Annotated in this window: 17 protein-coding genes; 2 read left to right on the forward strand and 15 right to left on the reverse strand. The window is 46.1% G+C overall.

The genetic code is table 11. The features are described 5' to 3' along the window. Window positions 1-31 precede the first annotated feature (31 nt). Window positions 32-520 (forward strand): MerR family DNA-binding protein, encoded by a 489-nt coding sequence (locus tag ACRN9H_RS15100; protein ID WP_432314869.1) that lies wholly within the window; start codon window positions 32-34, stop codon window positions 518-520. Here the strand turns inward: ACRN9H_RS15100 and ACRN9H_RS15105 are convergent. From ACRN9H_RS15105 to ACRN9H_RS15155, 11 genes are all read right to left on the reverse strand, one after another. Continuing rightward, the gene (locus tag ACRN9H_RS15105; RefSeq protein ID WP_432314871.1) at window positions 514-2562 is read right to left on the reverse strand and encodes a prolyl oligopeptidase family serine peptidase; all 2049 of its coding nucleotides are present in this window, start codon (window positions 2560-2562) and stop codon (window positions 514-516) included. The genes ACRN9H_RS15100 and ACRN9H_RS15105 overlap by 7 nt on opposite strands. Before the next feature lie 62 nt (window positions 2563-2624). Beyond that, the gene (locus ACRN9H_RS15110) at window positions 2625-2879 is read right to left on the reverse strand and encodes a hypothetical protein (RefSeq protein ID WP_432314873.1); all 255 of its coding nucleotides are present in this window, start codon (window positions 2877-2879) and stop codon (window positions 2625-2627) included. Between the two features lie 212 nt (window positions 2880-3091). Further along, window positions 3092-3850, reverse strand: coding sequence for an SDR family oxidoreductase (locus ACRN9H_RS15115; RefSeq protein WP_432314874.1), 759 nt, complete (start codon window positions 3848-3850; stop codon window positions 3092-3094). Between the two features lie 23 nt (window positions 3851-3873). Further along, window positions 3874-4776 (reverse strand): 3-hydroxyisobutyrate dehydrogenase, encoded by a 903-nt coding sequence (gene mmsB / locus ACRN9H_RS15120; RefSeq protein WP_432314876.1) that lies wholly within the window; start codon window positions 4774-4776, stop codon window positions 3874-3876. 127 nt (window positions 4777-4903) lie between these two features. Continuing rightward, the gene (locus tag ACRN9H_RS15125) at window positions 4904-6061 is read right to left on the reverse strand and encodes an enoyl-CoA hydratase/isomerase family protein (protein ID WP_432314878.1); all 1158 of its coding nucleotides are present in this window, start codon (window positions 6059-6061) and stop codon (window positions 4904-4906) included. Further along, entirely contained in the window at window positions 6061-6834 is a 774-nt protein-coding gene (locus tag ACRN9H_RS15130) for an enoyl-CoA hydratase (protein ID WP_432314880.1), read from the reverse strand. The genes ACRN9H_RS15125 and ACRN9H_RS15130 overlap by 1 nt, the downstream gene beginning before the upstream one ends. Window positions 6835-6893: 59 nt before the next feature. Then, complete coding sequence (locus tag ACRN9H_RS15135; RefSeq protein ID WP_220774973.1) at window positions 6894-8051, reverse strand: acyl-CoA dehydrogenase family protein; 1158 nt, start codon at window positions 8049-8051, stop codon at window positions 6894-6896. An 88-nt stretch (window positions 8052-8139) separates the two neighbouring features. Then, window positions 8140-9639, reverse strand: coding sequence for a CoA-acylating methylmalonate-semialdehyde dehydrogenase (locus ACRN9H_RS15140; RefSeq protein WP_432314882.1), 1500 nt, complete (start codon window positions 9637-9639; stop codon window positions 8140-8142). A 118-nt stretch (window positions 9640-9757) separates the two neighbouring features. Then, window positions 9758-10948: a thiolase family protein gene (locus ACRN9H_RS15145; RefSeq protein ID WP_432314884.1), complete on the reverse strand. Its 1191-nt coding sequence runs from the start codon at window positions 10946-10948 to the stop codon at window positions 9758-9760. Between the two features lie 334 nt (window positions 10949-11282). Next, on the reverse strand, window positions 11283-12224 hold the full coding sequence (metA, locus tag ACRN9H_RS15150) for a homoserine O-succinyltransferase MetA (protein WP_432314886.1): 942 nt from the start codon (window positions 12222-12224) through the stop codon (window positions 11283-11285). A gap of 69 nt (window positions 12225-12293) precedes the next feature. Further along, window positions 12294-12713, reverse strand: coding sequence for a YbaY family lipoprotein (locus ACRN9H_RS15155; RefSeq protein WP_432314888.1), 420 nt, complete (start codon window positions 12711-12713; stop codon window positions 12294-12296). A 117-nt stretch (window positions 12714-12830) separates the two neighbouring features. Here ACRN9H_RS15155 and ACRN9H_RS15160 point away from each other — a divergent pair, with 117 nt between their 5' ends. Then, window positions 12831-13574, forward strand: a complete 744-nt coding sequence (locus ACRN9H_RS15160) for an SDR family NAD(P)-dependent oxidoreductase (RefSeq protein WP_432314890.1) — start codon at window positions 12831-12833, stop codon at window positions 13572-13574. 92 nt (window positions 13575-13666) lie between these two features. Here ACRN9H_RS15160 and ompW read toward each other — a convergent pair whose 3' ends face one another. The 4 genes from ompW to maiA all read right to left on the reverse strand — a co-directional run bounded on the left by ompW (window position 13667) and on the right by maiA (window position 16434). Next, window positions 13667-14314, reverse strand: a complete 648-nt coding sequence (ompW, locus tag ACRN9H_RS15165) for an outer membrane protein OmpW (protein WP_432306631.1) — start codon at window positions 14312-14314, stop codon at window positions 13667-13669. Between the two features lie 398 nt (window positions 14315-14712). Next, window positions 14713-15354, reverse strand: coding sequence for a nucleotidyltransferase family protein (locus ACRN9H_RS15170; protein ID WP_432314947.1), 642 nt, complete (start codon window positions 15352-15354; stop codon window positions 14713-14715). 52 nt (window positions 15355-15406) lie between these two features. Continuing rightward, a complete protein-coding gene (locus ACRN9H_RS15175) occupies window positions 15407-15697 on the reverse strand; it encodes a hypothetical protein (RefSeq protein ID WP_432314892.1) in 291 nt (96 codons plus the stop codon). 86 nt (window positions 15698-15783) lie between these two features. Then, a complete protein-coding gene (maiA, locus tag ACRN9H_RS15180) occupies window positions 15784-16434 on the reverse strand; it encodes a maleylacetoacetate isomerase (protein WP_432314894.1) in 651 nt (216 codons plus the stop codon). Window positions 16435-16438 lie beyond the last annotated feature (4 nt).

A 16438-nucleotide genomic window follows, 5' to 3' on the forward strand; every position in this document is an offset into this window, starting at 1 on the left:
AGTCGTTGTTGTAGTCAAAGCCGAGGTGAAAATGAAGATAGGTGAAGTGGCGAAACAAACGGGCTTAAGTGTTAAGAGTATCCGTTATTACCATGATATTGGCTTAGTGTGCGGCGAGCGCAATGAGGCAGGTTATCGAGTTTATCGCCATCAAGATATTAAAGCACTTAAGTTTGTGCACCAGTGCCGCGACTTAGGTTTTAGCCTAGAGGATTGCAAATCCTTGCTAGGTCTTAAGGGTAATGAAAGCCGTAATGCAGAGGATGTAAAACAGCTTACCCAAACTCATCTTGCTTATGTCGAACAGCAAATCAATAAGTTACAGCAGCTTAGGGCACAATTACAGCAAATGGTAACCCAATGCCAAGGCGGCGATCAGCCCCACTGCGCCATTATCGACAGCCTAAGTCATGCGCCCCAAAAGGAAGAGAGCCTACAAGATACAACCTTTTCGTGTTGCCATAAAAGCCCCACAGAAGAACAACGGTCAGTATCAACCACTGCAATTCTGGGTTATTGATGACTGACACTGTTCGGCTTTAACGCCGCGGCATTATCAAGCAACAAGCTAGGCAATGTACCCGCAGGCGTAAAATGAAACACTTGTCCATAAAATGCCAGTTCAGTGTCTAAACTCGCCGCTTTATGTTCGGGTATCCAGCCATCATGAGACTCGTTTTCATAACTGATATAGGCTGTCGGCACCCCTTTGGCTTTTAAGGCGGTATAAATCTGTTGCGATTGCTGTGACGGCACAATTTGCCCTCTTAAACCTTGAATAATAAGCAAAGGTTCGTTTAATCCCTCAAGATGATAAAAAGGCGATCGCTCTCGATAACGCGCTTTATTCTCAGCATAGGGACCAATGAGTTGATCTAAATAGCCCGTCTCAAACTTATGCGTGTTATTGGCAAGCTGCTCAAAATCACTGATACCTGCGTAACTCACGCCCGCTTGAAATACATCGTAAAAAGCTAAAGATGACATAACCGTTAGTCCCCCTGCACTAATGCCGCGAATCGCTAACTTTTGCGCATCGACCCAACCTTTAGCGACCACATATTGAGCCGCATTGACGACATCTTCCACGTCAGCTTGGCCCCACTTCCCATAGAGACTTTGACGATAGGCACGGCCAAAACCACTACTTCCACGAAAATTAACATCAAGTACCGCAAAACCACGGCTGGTCCAAAACTGGATATCACTACGATAAGCCAGACTCGCCCGCGCAGTCGGGCCGCCGTGCAACATCACAATTAACGGTGGGCGAGTTTCTAGGGGGGCGGTATAATCGGGGTTTACGGGCTCATAAAAATAACCGTAGGCTTGTTGATGCTTACCAGTTTCAAAGGTAATAGTTTTTGCCCGTGAAATATAATGAGGATCAAGCTTGGCTAAGTTAGGGCTATAAACCAACTCAGTGCCGCGGCCAATCACTTTATAAATTCCCTTCTCTGGGGTGGCCTTAGCGCCAATAAAATAAACGCCGTCTTCCCCCCTTATCACTTGGGTTATTTCACCAAAGTCAACGGCTAAAGATTCAACCAAACCAGAATCCAAATACAAGCGAATTAACGCCGCCTGACTCCCTAACATATAGCTGGCGATAATCGTGTTTTCGGATTCAAAGGCATAGTTATGATTACCTAAATACCAATCAGCTACTGCAAACTCGGCACTTTTACTCAGTACAGGGGATAAGGTGTTTTTCGGTGTAACACGATAGATATTCCACCAATTACTCATATCCGAGACGACATAGAGTTGCCCATCAGGACTGAATAGTGGTTGAGATACAGAAGAATCTGTCGGCGTATTGATCTTACGAATATTATGTAACTGGCCTTTACGATCGAGATCACCAAGCCAGAGAACACTGTTATCCCATGGCATGTAGGGATGCTCCCATGTGATCCATGCAAGCTTCGAGTTATCGGGCGAAATGGCAGGGGCAGAGATAAAATCATGCCCCGAGACAAGGGTGTCACCTTCTTCGGCAAAATTGAGGTTAATCGTCACTAAACTGGCTTTGGGTTCGCCCGCTTGGCGATGATCTTCGCGCACACAGATAATCCGCGAGCCTTTAGGATAAGCAACACAGTCGGCTTGGCGGGTGCCATTTGGGGTTAACGGTAATGACGGTTGATTAGGCGCAAAGCGATAAAATAATTGATCGTCCGCTTTAGTGACAAATAAACTCTGGCCAATGCCTAAAAAGGCAGCTCCGCCATATTCGTGCACTGTGGATTTAACGTTAAAACTCGGTGGTACCACCTCAATAATATTACCCTGCTGATCAAGCTTCTTAATGCCAACTTGCCCCTGCTTTTCGCCATTAGACTCGGCAAAATACAGTGTGCCTGCCACGCTTTGTAATTCAATCACGCTATCGGACTGTTGAAATACATTCGCCGCCGATAAAGGAGAAACCCAGCTGCCATAGGAGGCAATAATCCGCGTGCCATTATCACTAGGGCGTGACACCTGCTCGCTCGAAGGCTCACATGCGCTCAAACATAACAAGCCAGCCAAGAGGTATAAATATTGATATAGCCCCATGTTTCTCTCCAATGTTTGCTTACTGTGCAAACCGAAACAAAAATATGAATGTGCAACACAGATTATTTTTTAAATGGATTTTTAAGTTTTTTTAAAAACCAATGCACGATTTGTACTTGCTGCGTCTGAGTCAAACCAAAATAAATGCATATCCAAGGTGAGAGCAGGAAAAACCAAGGAATGACCGCAACAGAACGACCGCTGAAAAGCAGAAAAAAGAACCCACAATAGATCACTATCAGCCCTAAAACACCGACAATCAGCATCATGCGTTTCGTTATCTTCTCAAGCCAGAGGGCTTTATGCTGCCAAGACATGCGGATGTTAAGCTCCATTACATACAATAAACCGGTTTATTGTATGGTGTAAAAAGTGGATGGCGATTGTTTAAGGTTAACCAGTAAATGTCAACTCTAACAACAGGGAACAACCCACTGTGATAGCCGCGATTATCTTTGCTTTACACATAAAAAACCGAGCTTAAGCTCGGTTTTCATTCATCTCGATGACACATACATCATCAATATACTTACAGGCGGATGCCGCCATCAATTTCAAATACACGACCATTCACATAATCGTTTTCAATAATAAAACGCACGGTTGAGGCGATTTCTTCAGCATGGCCAAGACGGCCAACGGGGATTAACGTCTCTAAACGCTCTAACGCTTCGGGTTTCATCGCAGCGGTCATTTCGGTTGCAATCACGCCTGGCGCAACTGCGGCACTACGGATATTGTGACGTGCCAGCTCTTTTGCCCAGCCAACCGACATAGCCGCAACGCCCGCTTTAGAGGCCGCATAGTTTGATTGCCCCATGTTACCCGCTTTAGCTAGACTAGAGATGTTAACAATCACCCCTGCTTGGCCAGATTCAATCATGGCAGCGGCGGCTTCACGACCACACAAGAAACTGCCCGTCAAATTAACATTGATAACCGATTGGAACTGCTCCAGTGACATACGGTCAGTGACTTTGCCGTCTTTGGCTTTGACTAACATACCATCACGTAAAATTCCGGCATTATTGACCAGTACGTTAACTTGACCAAAGTCTTCTAAAATATAGGCGAACCCTGCAACCACATCTTCTTCATCAGTAATATCTAAGGCATAACCTTGGACTTCGGTGTCTGAACCTAGCTCAGCACAAGCTCGCTCGAGTTTTTCTTGATCCACATCGATAAGTGCTATTTTAGCGCCTGCCTGTGCAAAATTTTGTGCCATTGCTAAGCCTAAACCACCCGCGCCGCCAGTAATGACGACAACCTTATCTTTTAAATCCATCTGGTTATCCCTTGTTCTAATGTTTATTTTTTAAGTGGTGCAAATTGTTCAAAAATACTGGAAAAATCTCGACGACCATTGCCTTGCCTTGCATGATTAACATACAAGCTACGGGCTAAGGCGCCCATTGGCGTACTGGAATTGCTCAGTAATGCCGCTTCTTGCGATAGACCAAGATCTTTAACCATCAAATCTACCATAAAGCCGCCCTCATAGCCCTTAGAAGAAGGTACGGTTTCCATCACGCCTGGGCAGGGATTGTACTTCTCTAACGTCCAATTACCACCACTACTGACCTTCATTATGTCCGATAACACTTTAGGATCCAGACCATGGTCAACACCCATTTGCAACGCTTCAGACGTGCCGACCATCAACACGGATAACAGCATGTTATTGCAAATTTTAGCGACTTGACCCGCACCCGGACCGCCTGCGTGGAATATGTTCATTCCCATGGCTTTTAATACAGGCTGTGCGCGCTCAAACGCCGCATCGGAGCCACCACAAATAAAGGTTAAACTGCCAGCAGCGGCACCTGCTGTGCCGCCAGAAACCGGCGCATCCATAAATTCGATACCACTTTTTGCCGCCTCTGCCGCGACTAATTGCGCACTTTGCGCATCGATGGTCGAGCAATCGATCAGTAGAGTATCGCCAGCAACCACGTCGAGCAGACCTTTGTCTGAACCATTACCTAAATATAAGTTTTTCACATGCTTACCCGCAGGCAACATAGTAATCACTACGCTTGCGCCCGCTGCTGCACCGCAAGCGGTACTCGATACAAAAGCCCCTTGATCAGCAAGATTTTTCATCGCTTCGGGGACTAAATCGAATACGCGAACTGTCATGCCCGCTTTTAATAAATTGGCCGCCATTGGGCTGCCCATATTGCCAAGACCGATAAATGCGACTGTACTCATGCTGACACTCCTGTGTGCTGTTCTTTTTATATGGTGATAATGCGGTCACTACCACAGAGTAAAACGCGCATGGCTGAGTTTAATTTTTATAAACCCAGCCATTAAACCAATTCAACACTTAGCTTAATTAATTAAAGGGATGCGCCTCGCCCCACGGGGACGTTAATATTTGCTCAATGACGGCCGCTGGCACAGAGTTAACATCCTTAAAGCGCCACTGGGGTTGCTTGTCTTTATCGATCAACAATGCCCGCACGCCTTCACAGAAATCACCGTGAGCACACACATTGACGCTGGCGGTTAATTCCCATTTAAAACATTGGGCTAAACTTAACTTGGTACCAAGTTGTGCTTGGCTATAAACTAAATGCCAGCTAATAGGGCTGCCCGCAAAGAAAGTATCTCTCGCCTTTAGTAACCAAGCATCATTAGACACCAGAGTCGACATACGCGTGGCGATATCCGTTAAGCTGCCCGCCATGAGTCTATCGATAATGTCTTGACTGCCAGCCAGTATGCTATCGCCCTTAGGAATATCAACTTGGTTAGACAACTCATTGATCATGCTGTCTAAACGTTGATGATTGAGCGCTGGTATATCGCTCCAATCTAAGGTGGCCATGGCATCAAACATCAGTTCTTTGTCATCACGATTCAAATAATGATCCGCAAGGCCAACATAACAGGCATCAGCAGCTTTCATTTGATAGGCGGTGAGCCCTAAAAATAGCCCCATTTTACCTGGCATGCGGTTAAGAAAATAACTGCCCCCCACGTCGGGATACAGGCCAATGGAGACTTCAGGCATAGCAATGCGCGAAGTTTCAGTGACAACTCTGTGGCTGCCACCCGCCATCAAACCGAGCCCGCCGCCCATGACAATGCCGTCACCCCACACCAACACAGGCTTGCCAAAGGTATGCAGTAGATAATCGAGACGATATTCCTCTTCGAAGAAAACCTTTGCCTCCTCAGTCACTTGTCCCTTCGCGGCAATGGATGCATGGTATAAAGCACGCACATCACCCCCAGCACAAAATGCCTTATCACCGCTGCCATCTAACACGATACAAGCGATAAGCGAATCTTTCTTCCATAGATTGAGCTGCGCCGTCATAGCGCGCACCATGTCTAAATCTAAGGCGTTGAGGGACTTTTCCACATTGAGTGTAACCACCCCAACCAACTTACCAGAAGCGGTAGCTAAGGTTTGGAACACCACGTTTTGCGTGGTCGTGGCCTGATGTGCGGCACTTTTTAATGCGTTATCTACTACATTAGTCATTAGCGGTTCTTCCAATCAGCTTTACGTTTACCCAAAAATGCGTTTACGCCTTCGGCCTGATCTTCGGTATCAAACAACCCGACAAATAATTCACGTTCAAGCGGCAGCGCTTGGTTGCGCACCATAGTACGACCTGCTTGAATGAGTGTCTTACACGCTGCTACGCTGCTTGGGCTTTGATTAGCCACTTTAGCGGCTAACGCTATCGCAGTATTAAGTGCCTCGCCCGTTTCGACCACTTCTTCGACTAAACGTAAACCCAATGCTTTGGTCGCATCAATACGCTCACCGCATAAAATCATCCGTTTAGCCCAACCTTCACCGACTAATGCGGTCAAATTTTGGGTGCCGCCCGCACAGGGTAATAAGCCGACAGTCGCCTCAGGCAATGCCATCACAGCTTGGGTCTCAGCGATACGAATATCGCAAGCTAATGCCACTTCTAAGCCACCACCCATGGCGTAACCATTAATGGCCGCAATCGACACACCGCGAAATTGGCTTAAGGTTTCAAAGGCTTCACCAAAATGCTTAGCCATCGCCGCGGCATTGTCTTTATTACCGTCGCTAAATAGCTTTAAGTCCGCACCAGCAGAAAAGAACTTTTGTCCCTGGCCGGTTAACACTAAGGCATAAATGTCTTTATTGGCATTGAGCGCCAGCACTTTGGCTTTAAGCGCCTGTAAACTCTCGGCGGTCCAAGTGTTTGCCGGTGGATTATTCATCGTCAGTATGGCCGTATGGCCTTCGATGCGTTCAACTAAATATTCCATTTGTATAGACTCCTTTTATGTTATCGCCTACCGGTAATCCACGCATCTTGCGAGCTGATTTACAGGATTTGTCCTGCATTTTCATCGAGTAAACGACGGGCGATAATCAAGCGCATAATTTCGTTGGTGCCTTCTAAAATCTGGTGTACACGCACATCACGGAAATGACGTTCTAGCGGGTACTCCCTTATATAACCATATCCGCCGTGAATTTGCAGCGCTGCATCGCAAACCTGAAAACCCACATCGGTGGCAAAACGTTTCGCCATGGCGCAATAAGCCGTGGCTTCTGGATCGCCACTATCTAATTTAAAAGCGGCAAGACGTACAATTTGGCGCGCGGCAACTAATTCAGTGGCCATATCGGCGAGCTTAAATTGTAAGGCTTGAAAAGCCGCCAACGGCTTACCAAATTGCTGGCGCTCATTCATATATTGGGTGGCACGCTCAAGTGCTGCTTGCGCCGTGCCCACTGAACAGGTCGCGATATTGATGCGACCACCATCTAAGCCTTTCATTGCAAAGGTAAAGCCTTGGCCTTCTTCGCCAAGTAAGTTTTCCACCGGTACGCGCACGTTTTCAAAGGTAATTTGACGCGTGGGCTGGGCATTCCAACCCATTTTATCTTCGGCTTTACCATAAATAACGCCAGCGGCGTCAGCGGGAATGGCAATGGCAGAGATTCCCTTTGGTCCCGCTTGTCCTGTGCGGCACATCACCACGAGTAACTCTGTGGCGCCTGCTCCAGAGATAAACACTTTAGAGCCCGAAATCACATATTCATCACCGTCACGTACGGCTTTAGTTTGTAATGAGGCGGCGTCCGATCCCGCGCCCGGCTCAGTCAAACAATATGACGCTAACATTTGGCCTGTAGTTAACGGCTCAGACCATGTCTGACGCAGAGTTTCAGTCCCCCAAGTCGTCACCATCCAAGTAGCCATATTGTGAATGGTTAACATAGCAGTCGTTGCCGTACAGCCTTTGGCGAGCTCTTCAAAAATAATCGACGCATCGAGGCGCGATAACCCCATACCACCTTCAGATTCAGGCGAATAGAGAGAGCAAAAACCAAGTTCACCGGCTTTTTGGATCACATCCTTCGGGAAATGATGTTCTTCATCCCATTTGGCGGCAAACGGGGTTAACTCTTCTGCGGCAAACTGGCGCGCAAGTTCGGCAAACTGGCGTTGGTCATCGTTGAAATTAAAATCCATTTGGCTCTCCTATGACTCTGTGGTCACTTGTTTTATTCAATAGACTGGGCGCCTTGAAGGCGCCATTTTTTATGTTTAGTGGCTCAACTTAGCGCAAATTAATGCTCATATTGGGAGCGATTGCCGTAGCAATATCAGACTCAAACCAACGAGAGGTAATGGTCTTAGTCTCAGTATAAAAACGCACCGCTTGCTTACCATAAGCATGTTGATCGCCATAGAAACTGCCCTTCCAACCGGTAAATGAGAAGAAGGGTAATGGCACTGGAATCGGCACGTTAATCCCCACTTGGCCCACTTCAACTTCATGTTGATATTTACGCGCCGCAGCGCCGCTAGCAGTAAAAATAGACGTGCCGTTACCGTAGGGGCTAGCATTAACCAACTCAATAGCTTCATCTAAAGAGTCTGATTCCATACAACATAATACTGGACCAAAGATTTCTTCTTTATAGATACTCATGTCTGTCGTGACTTTAGTGAACATGGTTGGGCCAACCCAGTTACCGTCTTCATAGCCTTTAACCGTAAAATGACTGCCATCAAGCACGCACTCTGCCCCCTCTTCTTTACCTTGAGCAATCAACTTAAGCACACGCGCTTTGGCGGCTGGGCTTATCACTGGGCCATAACCGGCTTCTTTGTCGTCCCATAAACCTGGGCGAACCTTAGCTAACGCATCTTTAAGTTCTGGGATCCACTCTTTAGCCGCACCCACAAATATCGCTACCGATAGCGCCATACAACGCTGACCCGCCGCGCCCACAGAAGCACCAACTAAATTGTTGATCACTTGCTGTTTGTTGGCATCAGGCATAATTACGCAGTGATTTTTCGCGCCAGCAAACGCCTGTACACGTTTTAAGTTATCGGTACCGGTTTTATAAATATATTGCCCAACAGCGACTGAACCGACGAAAGAAATGGCTTTAATGGCTGGGTCGGCAAGTAGAATATCAACCGCCGTTTTGTCGCCATGCACTAACTGTAATACGCCCTTAGGCGCACCTGCTTCAACAAACAGCTCAACTAAACGCTGCGGCGTCATTGGATCTTGTTCTGACGGTTTTAAAATAAAGGTATTACCGCAAGCAATCGCTAATGGGAACATCCATAACGGGATCATTGCAGGGAAGTTAAACGGCGTAATGCCCGCACAAACGCCCAGCGGCTGAGTGTAGCTGTAGGTATCGATTGAGCGCGCAACGTTCTCAACGGTTTCACCCATCAGTAATGACGCCACGTTACAAGCGTGTTCTACCACTTCAATACCGCGCCACACATCACCCTTAGCATCTTCAAAGGTTTTACCGGTTTCCTTTGCAAGAATGGTCGCCAGCTCATCGTGGTGTTCTTTTAATAAATGCTGATAACGCAACATGACTCGCGCACGCTCAGACACCGGCACTTCTTTCCAGGTTTTAAATGCCGCTTTAGCACTCGCAATAGCCGCATGGACTTCAGCGTTTGTGGCCGCATTGATTACCGCGATAGGCTGATTATTCGCCGGATTAGTCACAGTAATCTGTGATGTACCCGTACCATGGGTAAACTCACCGTCAATGTAATGCTTTACTTGTGTGATCATGTTGCAATCCTTTCTTTGTAGAGTGATTGGCTGGCGGTGCGATATTATAATTATCCTCAAGGGAAGTGATTGCCCTTGCCAGCCGTCTTGTTGATTTATCTAAAACTAAAACGATAACTTATATTTCGATGGCCATCGCAGTTGCTTCGCCGCCGCCAATACATAACGAAGCCACGCCGCGCTTAAGGCCGCGGGCTTTTAATGTATGGATTAAGGTCACAAGCAAACGTGAGCCCGAGCAACCAATCGGATGACCTAAGGCACAGGCGCCGCCATTAACGTTAACTTTTGCGTTATCTAAACCCAGTTCAGATACGGCAAGCATAGTCACCATGGCGAAGGCTTCGTTAATTTCGAATAAATCGACGTCATCTTTTGACCAGCCGACATTAGCCAGTAATTTTGTGATTGCGCCAACGGGCGCAGTGGTAAAGAGTGCAGGCTCTTGAGCGTGAGTGGTGTGGCCTTTAATGGTGGCTAACACAGTTAAACCTAAACGCTCAGCTTCGCCGCGCGAGGTCAACATAAGCGCCGCCGCGCCATCGGAAATTGAACTAGAGTTTGCTGCGGTAATGGTGCCATCTTTAGTAAAAGCGGGGCGCAACGTAGGGATTTTTTCAGGACGAGCATTACCAGGCTGTTCGTCGGTATCAATAGTCACATCACCACGACGATCACTGATTGTGACTGGCGAAATTTCGGCCTTAAAGGCTCCAGAGGTAATAGCGGCATTAGCTTTCTCTAACGAACTGAGGGCAAAAGCGTCCATCTGCTCACGGGTGATGCCAAATTCATCGGCAGTTTTCTGGGCAAAGGTGCCCATAGCACCACCGGTGTAGGCATCTTCTAACCCATCTAAAAACATATGGTCAAGCACTTTACCATGGCCCATACGCATGCCGCCGCGGGCTTTATCCAGCAAATACGGTGCTTGGCTCATGCTCTCCATGCCACCAGCGATCACCACTTTTGCGCTGCCTGCTTTAATTAAATCATGAGCTAACATCACCGTTTTCATGCCTGAACCACAGACTTTATTCACTGTCGTCGCACCAACAGACAAAGGCAAACCTGCGCCTAAAGTAGCTTGACGTGCGGGTGCTTGGCCCAAACCTGCGGGTAATACGCAGCCCATCAAGACTTCATCAACATGTTCACCCGCCAATTGCGTATCCGCTAACAAACCTTTAATAGCGGTCGCGGCTAATATGGGTGACGCAACGGATGACAAGCTACCTTGAAACCCACCCATTGGGGTGCGTTTTGCGGCAACGATAACGATATCTTGATTTAACTGTTCAGTACTCATTGAAACTCCAACCGATAATGCCAAGCACATCAAAACATGCCCATAGCGAATAAAAAAATCACAATAAAACCACTCTGACGTTTACGCGAACGTAAAGCAAGTATTCCTTGGTCTAATGTGAAGGTTTTATCCCCTAGAAATTGTCATAAAGGATTTACAGTAAGCATCGAATTTAGGAGGGAATAACGAAAAATATACTGTGTGGATGCTGAGCTCACAGCGATAGAGCGGCTCTCTTTTAATAGTAAAAATAAGCACAAAAAGCGGCGTAGGATATCGACTCCTGCGCAGCTTTTGTAAAACTTTATCACTAAATTAATCGCTTAATAGCAGGTTAACGCGACTCCCACGGGGTCATCGCCGTCATATCATTTAAATCATAGGGGGTTAACTGATAAACGTAATAGTTAAGCCAATTACTCACCAGTAAGCTGCCGTGACTGTGCCAACGGGCAATCGCCTCTGCTTCAGGATTGTCATTGCGATAATAGTTTTGTGGTACATCGGGATTGAAGTTTTGGGCTAAGTCTCGATGATACTCATCATTTAACGTCGATTTTTGATACTCAGGATGACCCATCACAAACAAGTTGCGATTGTTACGGCTTAATACTAAATAGGCTCCCGCCTCATCGGACTCGGCTAATACTTGCAGCTGCGGATGTTGTTTAATTTCTTCAAGATTCATTTCAGCAAAACGGGAATGGGGCGCAAAAAACTCGTCATCAAAACCCCGTAACAAAGGAAAATGCTGACAAGTACGACGATGTACAAATACGCCAGAACGCTTTTTTGGCAAAATTTGTCGATTTAAACCATAGAGATGATACAAACCCGCATGGGCTGCCCAACATAAAAACAGCACTGAGGTGACATGCTCTTGCGACCAGTCAATAATTTCACGGATATGATCCCAGTAGACTATATCTTCAAAATCGATTTGCCCCAGCGGCGCTCCCGTGATAATCAACCCGTCATAGTTTTTGTGGCGCACGTCTTCAAAATCACGATAAAAGGTATTCATGTGATCAATAGAAGTATGTTTGGATTCTTTATCATGAATACGCAGTAAATCAACATCGACTTGCAGTGGTGTATTACCCAGTAAACGCAATAACTGGGTTTCTGTCTCGATTTTGTTCGGCATCAAATTCAAAATCAGCACCTTCATCGGCCTGATATCTTGATTCGCCGCCCGCGTCTCGGACATAACGAAAATATTTTCTGACTCTAACACCCCTGCTGCGGGCAGATGGTCTGGAATTCTAACCGGCATACAGCGCCTCTTCTGTTCGTAAATATCAACGGATTCGGCGCGTATGTCAGCTCACCTTTAGTGAGCTAATTAATCACCGACTTTTTCCAGCAGTATGGTCATAGATTCAGTGGCGTTGAGGTCAATAGGATAAGCGTGAGTGTTAATAAACAATAACTTATCACCGAGCATTATCCGTGCACCTATAGCATAACTGTGACCAGGTTGAAATTGATCACTGCCCATCGCAAAACTAAATGGCGCGGGAATCGCAGCCCCTTGTTGCACACGTTCAGCCATCACTATGGCTGGCACATCCATTTTTGAAACATCAAGCAGTTGCACTATGACCTTGGCATCAGCAGGCAGTGCAATGCGTTCGCGATATAAGGCCTGGCCCTTAATCTCAACGATAGCATTGGGCGTTGCACAACCAGATAACACCCCAATGACGGCCATTAATACTAAGGCTGTTAATCTCAGCGCGCTTAAACGCAATCCTGTGTTCATTTTATTTCTCCTAATCATACATAAAGACTTCTAGATGTCCATACGCCCGAGCTATAAATCTTGTCTTGGCGCGTATATCTTTCTATCATAAGCCACCATTTCGTTGTCGAAAAACCTATGACTCAAGCAACTGCAATCATTGTGGGAGCTAGCTCACAATTAAGTCGTGAACTTGCAAAGCAATTGGCGGATCAACAGGTTGAATTAGCCTTATTCGCCCAAGATCCAGAATCACTTCACGATTTTGCCCTATCCTTGCCAACAAAAGTACAAGTATTTGCACTTCAAATTGAACGGCCTCAAGCAATTATTAATCAACTTGAATCCGTCTGGCAAAATCTTGGCGGCGCGCACTTAGTCTTAGTCAATACTGGCCTCAATAGCTACGATCCTGAGCTGCCTTGGTTACCTGAGCAAGATATTATCGATGTCAATGTGCGAGGTTTTGCCGCTATCTGTAATACGGCATTTAGACTATTTCGTGAACAAGGTTATGGACAACTGGCGGCAATAAACTCGATAGCAGGTCTACGTGGTGGGCCAAGCGTGGCTTACCATGCCTCAAAAGCTTTTGGGCAGAATTATCTTGAGGGCCTAAGCATGCATGCACAGCGCCTCAAGTTACCGATTACCATTACCGATATTCAACTCGGTTTACTCGATAAAGCCGCTATGCAGCAAAGTGCAATGTGGCTTGCGCCATTACCACAGGTCGCAGCGCAAATTATCAAGGCAATGAAACAAGGTAAACGCCGCGTTTATGTGACTAAACGCTGGCGCCTCGTTGCTTGGCTTACCGTGTTATTACCCGAATTTATCTACAACACGCGCCACTGGAAGGCTAAAAAACCAAAACAGTAAGCCGACATAGTAACGGATCAAAATATCGTGCTAAAAATGCAAAACGAAAAAGGAGCCCAAGGCTCCTTTTTTACGCTTATCTACTCAATAGATTAGAAAGTGTAACCCACACTTACCATATACACCCAAGGGTCGATATCGGTTTCAATCTTCACTGGAGCCTCTGCTAAATTAAACTTCACGTCGGTACTAATTTGCATATACCACACAGATGCGTTAACTAACCAATTTTTACTTAATTGATAATCTAAGCCAACCTGCCCAGCAACACCCCAAGAATTACTGAGGCTGAGATCCGTTAAGGCGCCGTTTAAGTCATTGGTGAATTCACTATCATAAAAGTTAGTGTAATTAACACCTACGCCAATGTAAGGACGTAGAGCAGATTGAGCATCACCAAAATAGTACTGAGCCACTAATGTGGGAGGGAGGTGCTTAGTGTTAGCAATTTTACCTACGCCTTTTAAAGAAACATCATGGCTAAAAGGCGTTGCCGCTAATAATTCAATACCCAGGTTATCAGTCAGCATATAGCCGAAGTTAAGCCCTAATTGAGTATTGTTGTTAATGATAAATTCACCGTTTCCAGCGACATCTTGGCTCGACTCATTCGGCGCCACCACAGCAACCCCCGCACGAACAATAATATCGCCCGCTTGGTGAGCCGATACTGAGGCTGAAAAACCAATAGCGAGAAGAGAGGCAGCGACTACAGCAGATACAGTATTTTTACGCATCATCATACTCCATGTATATAACATAAATGATTGTTTGTGATTACATTCGTAACGATTTGAGCTCACACTGCCAGAGAAATGATATGGTTTTATTGATCCAAATCAAATGCGCACACCAATACCTACTTGGGAGTATTCGCAGCGGGATACCGATCACAAAACATAAACATTTATTGAGAATACTCCTTTAATTATCGTGAGTTAGCGCATATATGCGCAAATACAAATATACATCTTTAGTTGTATGCCGCTCGATCACCGTTAACATTTCAGCTACATATATTCGCAGAATATTGCGCCAATTGGCGGTGGGGTTTAGTAGGTAGTTAGTGAGTGAGTAGAGCGGTAAGCTGTTAGAGAGCCAGATTAGATAACGACAGCGTTGGTTACGCTATAGAAAGTTAATTCATCAGTTTGAGTAAAGGATATTGGCGTAACCAGCCCTTTGCAGACACTCTTTGCTCAAATATCAGTAAGCTACGTCGAGGGTTTGCATGTAAGGTAAGGTCAAACAGTGCATAAAGACCAAAAGGCGTCACCAATCCATAAGATGTTGCACACTGGCAGAGTAAGGGCTGATCAGCAGTAACCTGAGTATTTTTGTCATAGTTACACTCGCTAACATCAGAGACATAAATACCAATAGCGGTTTCGAACTCAGGCCAATAGGTCATTGCATCTGCACAGGAAGTATAAGCAGGGTCTTGATTTTTTAAGTGCATTCGCGCTTGATTTTTCACCGACCAAGGTAAATCGGGCGCCAATTGTGTAAGGTAAGCTTCAATCGCAGCATCTCGTTCAGGGCGAATATCTAAGGGGCAAAAATAAATGAGATCAATGTCGTTAAGCGGGCTCAACTCAAATCCGTGCAAACGATCCCACACCAGATTACGCACAAATCCAGCCGCAATACACCACTGTGGCATTGAGTGTACTTTGGCGCATTGAATCGCGAGTTCAAGCGCCCTCACCCGCTCGCAGTCTTGAGCTATCCATTCGAGTAATTGATGCTCTAGCGCTGCTTCAGTCATTGCTTCACTCATAACAGCATCGCCCGCTTCAATATCAGATAAAAACACGGGAAAGACAGTAGGCTTACTCCACTTCGCCATCGGTTTCTGCGCACTTTACGACCTCATGACAGAGTAGTGAAACGAGACTATAAATAGGTGCCATCACCGCAACACAAATCCAAAAACCATGTACATCTTTGTCTAGCAGATTAACGCTAACAGTACAGATGGGCACGAACAGTAGCATCCATTTTATTACATTGAGTTTGTACAGTATCGGCTTATCACAATGACAGCAGCGCCCTTCCTTAATCGGCACATCCTTAGCGCCGAGTTTACCTTTGCAATACGGACATTTTTTACTGAAAAGCATTTAAACTCCATCGCTGAGATTAGACTCGCAAAGCAAGCCTCATCATCCATTTTTTCTATTCGTAAAAACCGTATCCGCGCAATTCGTTACACCGCATCCGCTTGGCGCTCTGGCGCAGCATCGGCAAAGGCATCAAGCTGATTACATTCAGCCCATACACGCATAATATTGGGGTAAGGCGTTACGTCCACATTAAAACGCTGCGCGTTATATACCTGCGGCACTAAACACAAGTCGGCTAATGTCACGGTATTGCCAAAGCTGTAACGGCCGCTATGTCTGGCTAATAGGGCTTCTAAGGCCGCAAAGCCACTCGTTACCCAGTGCTGATACCAAGTATTTTTAGCCGCCTCATCAATACCTAGTGTTTGGGTTAAATATTGTAATACTCGCAGGTTATTTAACGGATGAATTTCACAGGCTATGGTTAGTGCCATTGCGCGCACGTGAGCACGCTCAAGCGCTGAGGCGGGCAATAATGGCGCTTGAGGATAGATTTCATCAAGATATTCAATGATGGCTAAAGATTGCGACAAGGCATCCACATCCAGCTCATCATCCACCACTAAGGTTGGCACTAACTCTAAAGGATTAAGCGCAATATAGGCCGCTTTATGTTGCTCGCCGCCATCACGTACGAGATGCACTGAAAACTGTTCGGCTGAAATCCCCTTGAGATTAAGGGCAATACGAACCCGATAGGCTGCACTGGAACGCCAATAACCGTAAAGTTTCATATTT

The organism is Shewanella sp. MF08487, from assembly GCF_050848685.1.
Lineage (GTDB): Bacteria > Pseudomonadota > Gammaproteobacteria > Enterobacterales > Shewanellaceae > Shewanella > Shewanella glacialipiscicola.

Coding starts and splice junctions, on each gene's coding strand:
- ACRN9H_RS15140 (WP_432314882.1), bottom strand. CDS start 9,639: ATGATCACACAAGTAAAGCATTACATTGACGGTGAGTTTACCCATGGT.
- ACRN9H_RS15135 (WP_220774973.1), bottom strand. CDS start 8,051: ATGGATTTTAATTTCAACGATGACCAACGCCAGTTTGCCGAACTTGCG.
- ACRN9H_RS15155 (WP_432314888.1), bottom strand. CDS start 12,713: ATGAACACAGGATTGCGTTTAAGCGCGCTGAGATTAACAGCCTTAGTA.
- mmsB (WP_432314876.1), bottom strand. CDS start 4,776: ATGAGTACAGTCGCATTTATCGGTCTTGGCAATATGGGCAGCCCAATG.
- maiA (WP_432314894.1), bottom strand. CDS start 16,434: ATGAAACTTTACGGTTATTGGCGTTCCAGTGCAGCCTATCGGGTTCGT.
- ompW (WP_432306631.1), bottom strand. CDS start 14,314: ATGATGCGTAAAAATACTGTATCTGCTGTAGTCGCTGCCTCTCTTCTC.
- ACRN9H_RS15175 (WP_432314892.1), bottom strand. CDS start 15,697: ATGCTTTTCAGTAAAAAATGTCCGTATTGCAAAGGTAAACTCGGCGCT.
- ACRN9H_RS15100 (WP_432314869.1), top strand. CDS start 32: ATGAAGATAGGTGAAGTGGCGAAACAAACGGGCTTAAGTGTTAAGAGT.
- ACRN9H_RS15115 (WP_432314874.1), bottom strand. CDS start 3,850: ATGGATTTAAAAGATAAGGTTGTCGTCATTACTGGCGGCGCGGGTGGT.
- ACRN9H_RS15170 (WP_432314947.1), bottom strand. CDS start 15,354: ATGAGTGAAGCAATGACTGAAGCAGCGCTAGAGCATCAATTACTCGAA.
- ACRN9H_RS15105 (WP_432314871.1), bottom strand. CDS start 2,562: ATGGGGCTATATCAATATTTATACCTCTTGGCTGGCTTGTTATGTTTG.
- ACRN9H_RS15145 (WP_432314884.1), bottom strand. CDS start 10,948: ATGAGTACTGAACAGTTAAATCAAGATATCGTTATCGTTGCCGCAAAA.
- ACRN9H_RS15130 (WP_432314880.1), bottom strand. CDS start 6,834: ATGGAATATTTAGTTGAACGCATCGAAGGCCATACGGCCATACTGACG.
- ACRN9H_RS15125 (WP_432314878.1), bottom strand. CDS start 6,061: ATGACTAATGTAGTAGATAACGCATTAAAAAGTGCCGCACATCAGGCC.
- ACRN9H_RS15110 (WP_432314873.1), bottom strand. CDS start 2,879: ATGTCTTGGCAGCATAAAGCCCTCTGGCTTGAGAAGATAACGAAACGC.
- ACRN9H_RS15160 (WP_432314890.1), top strand. CDS start 12,831: ATGACTCAAGCAACTGCAATCATTGTGGGAGCTAGCTCACAATTAAGT.
- metA (WP_432314886.1), bottom strand. CDS start 12,224: ATGCCGGTTAGAATTCCAGACCATCTGCCCGCAGCAGGGGTGTTAGAG.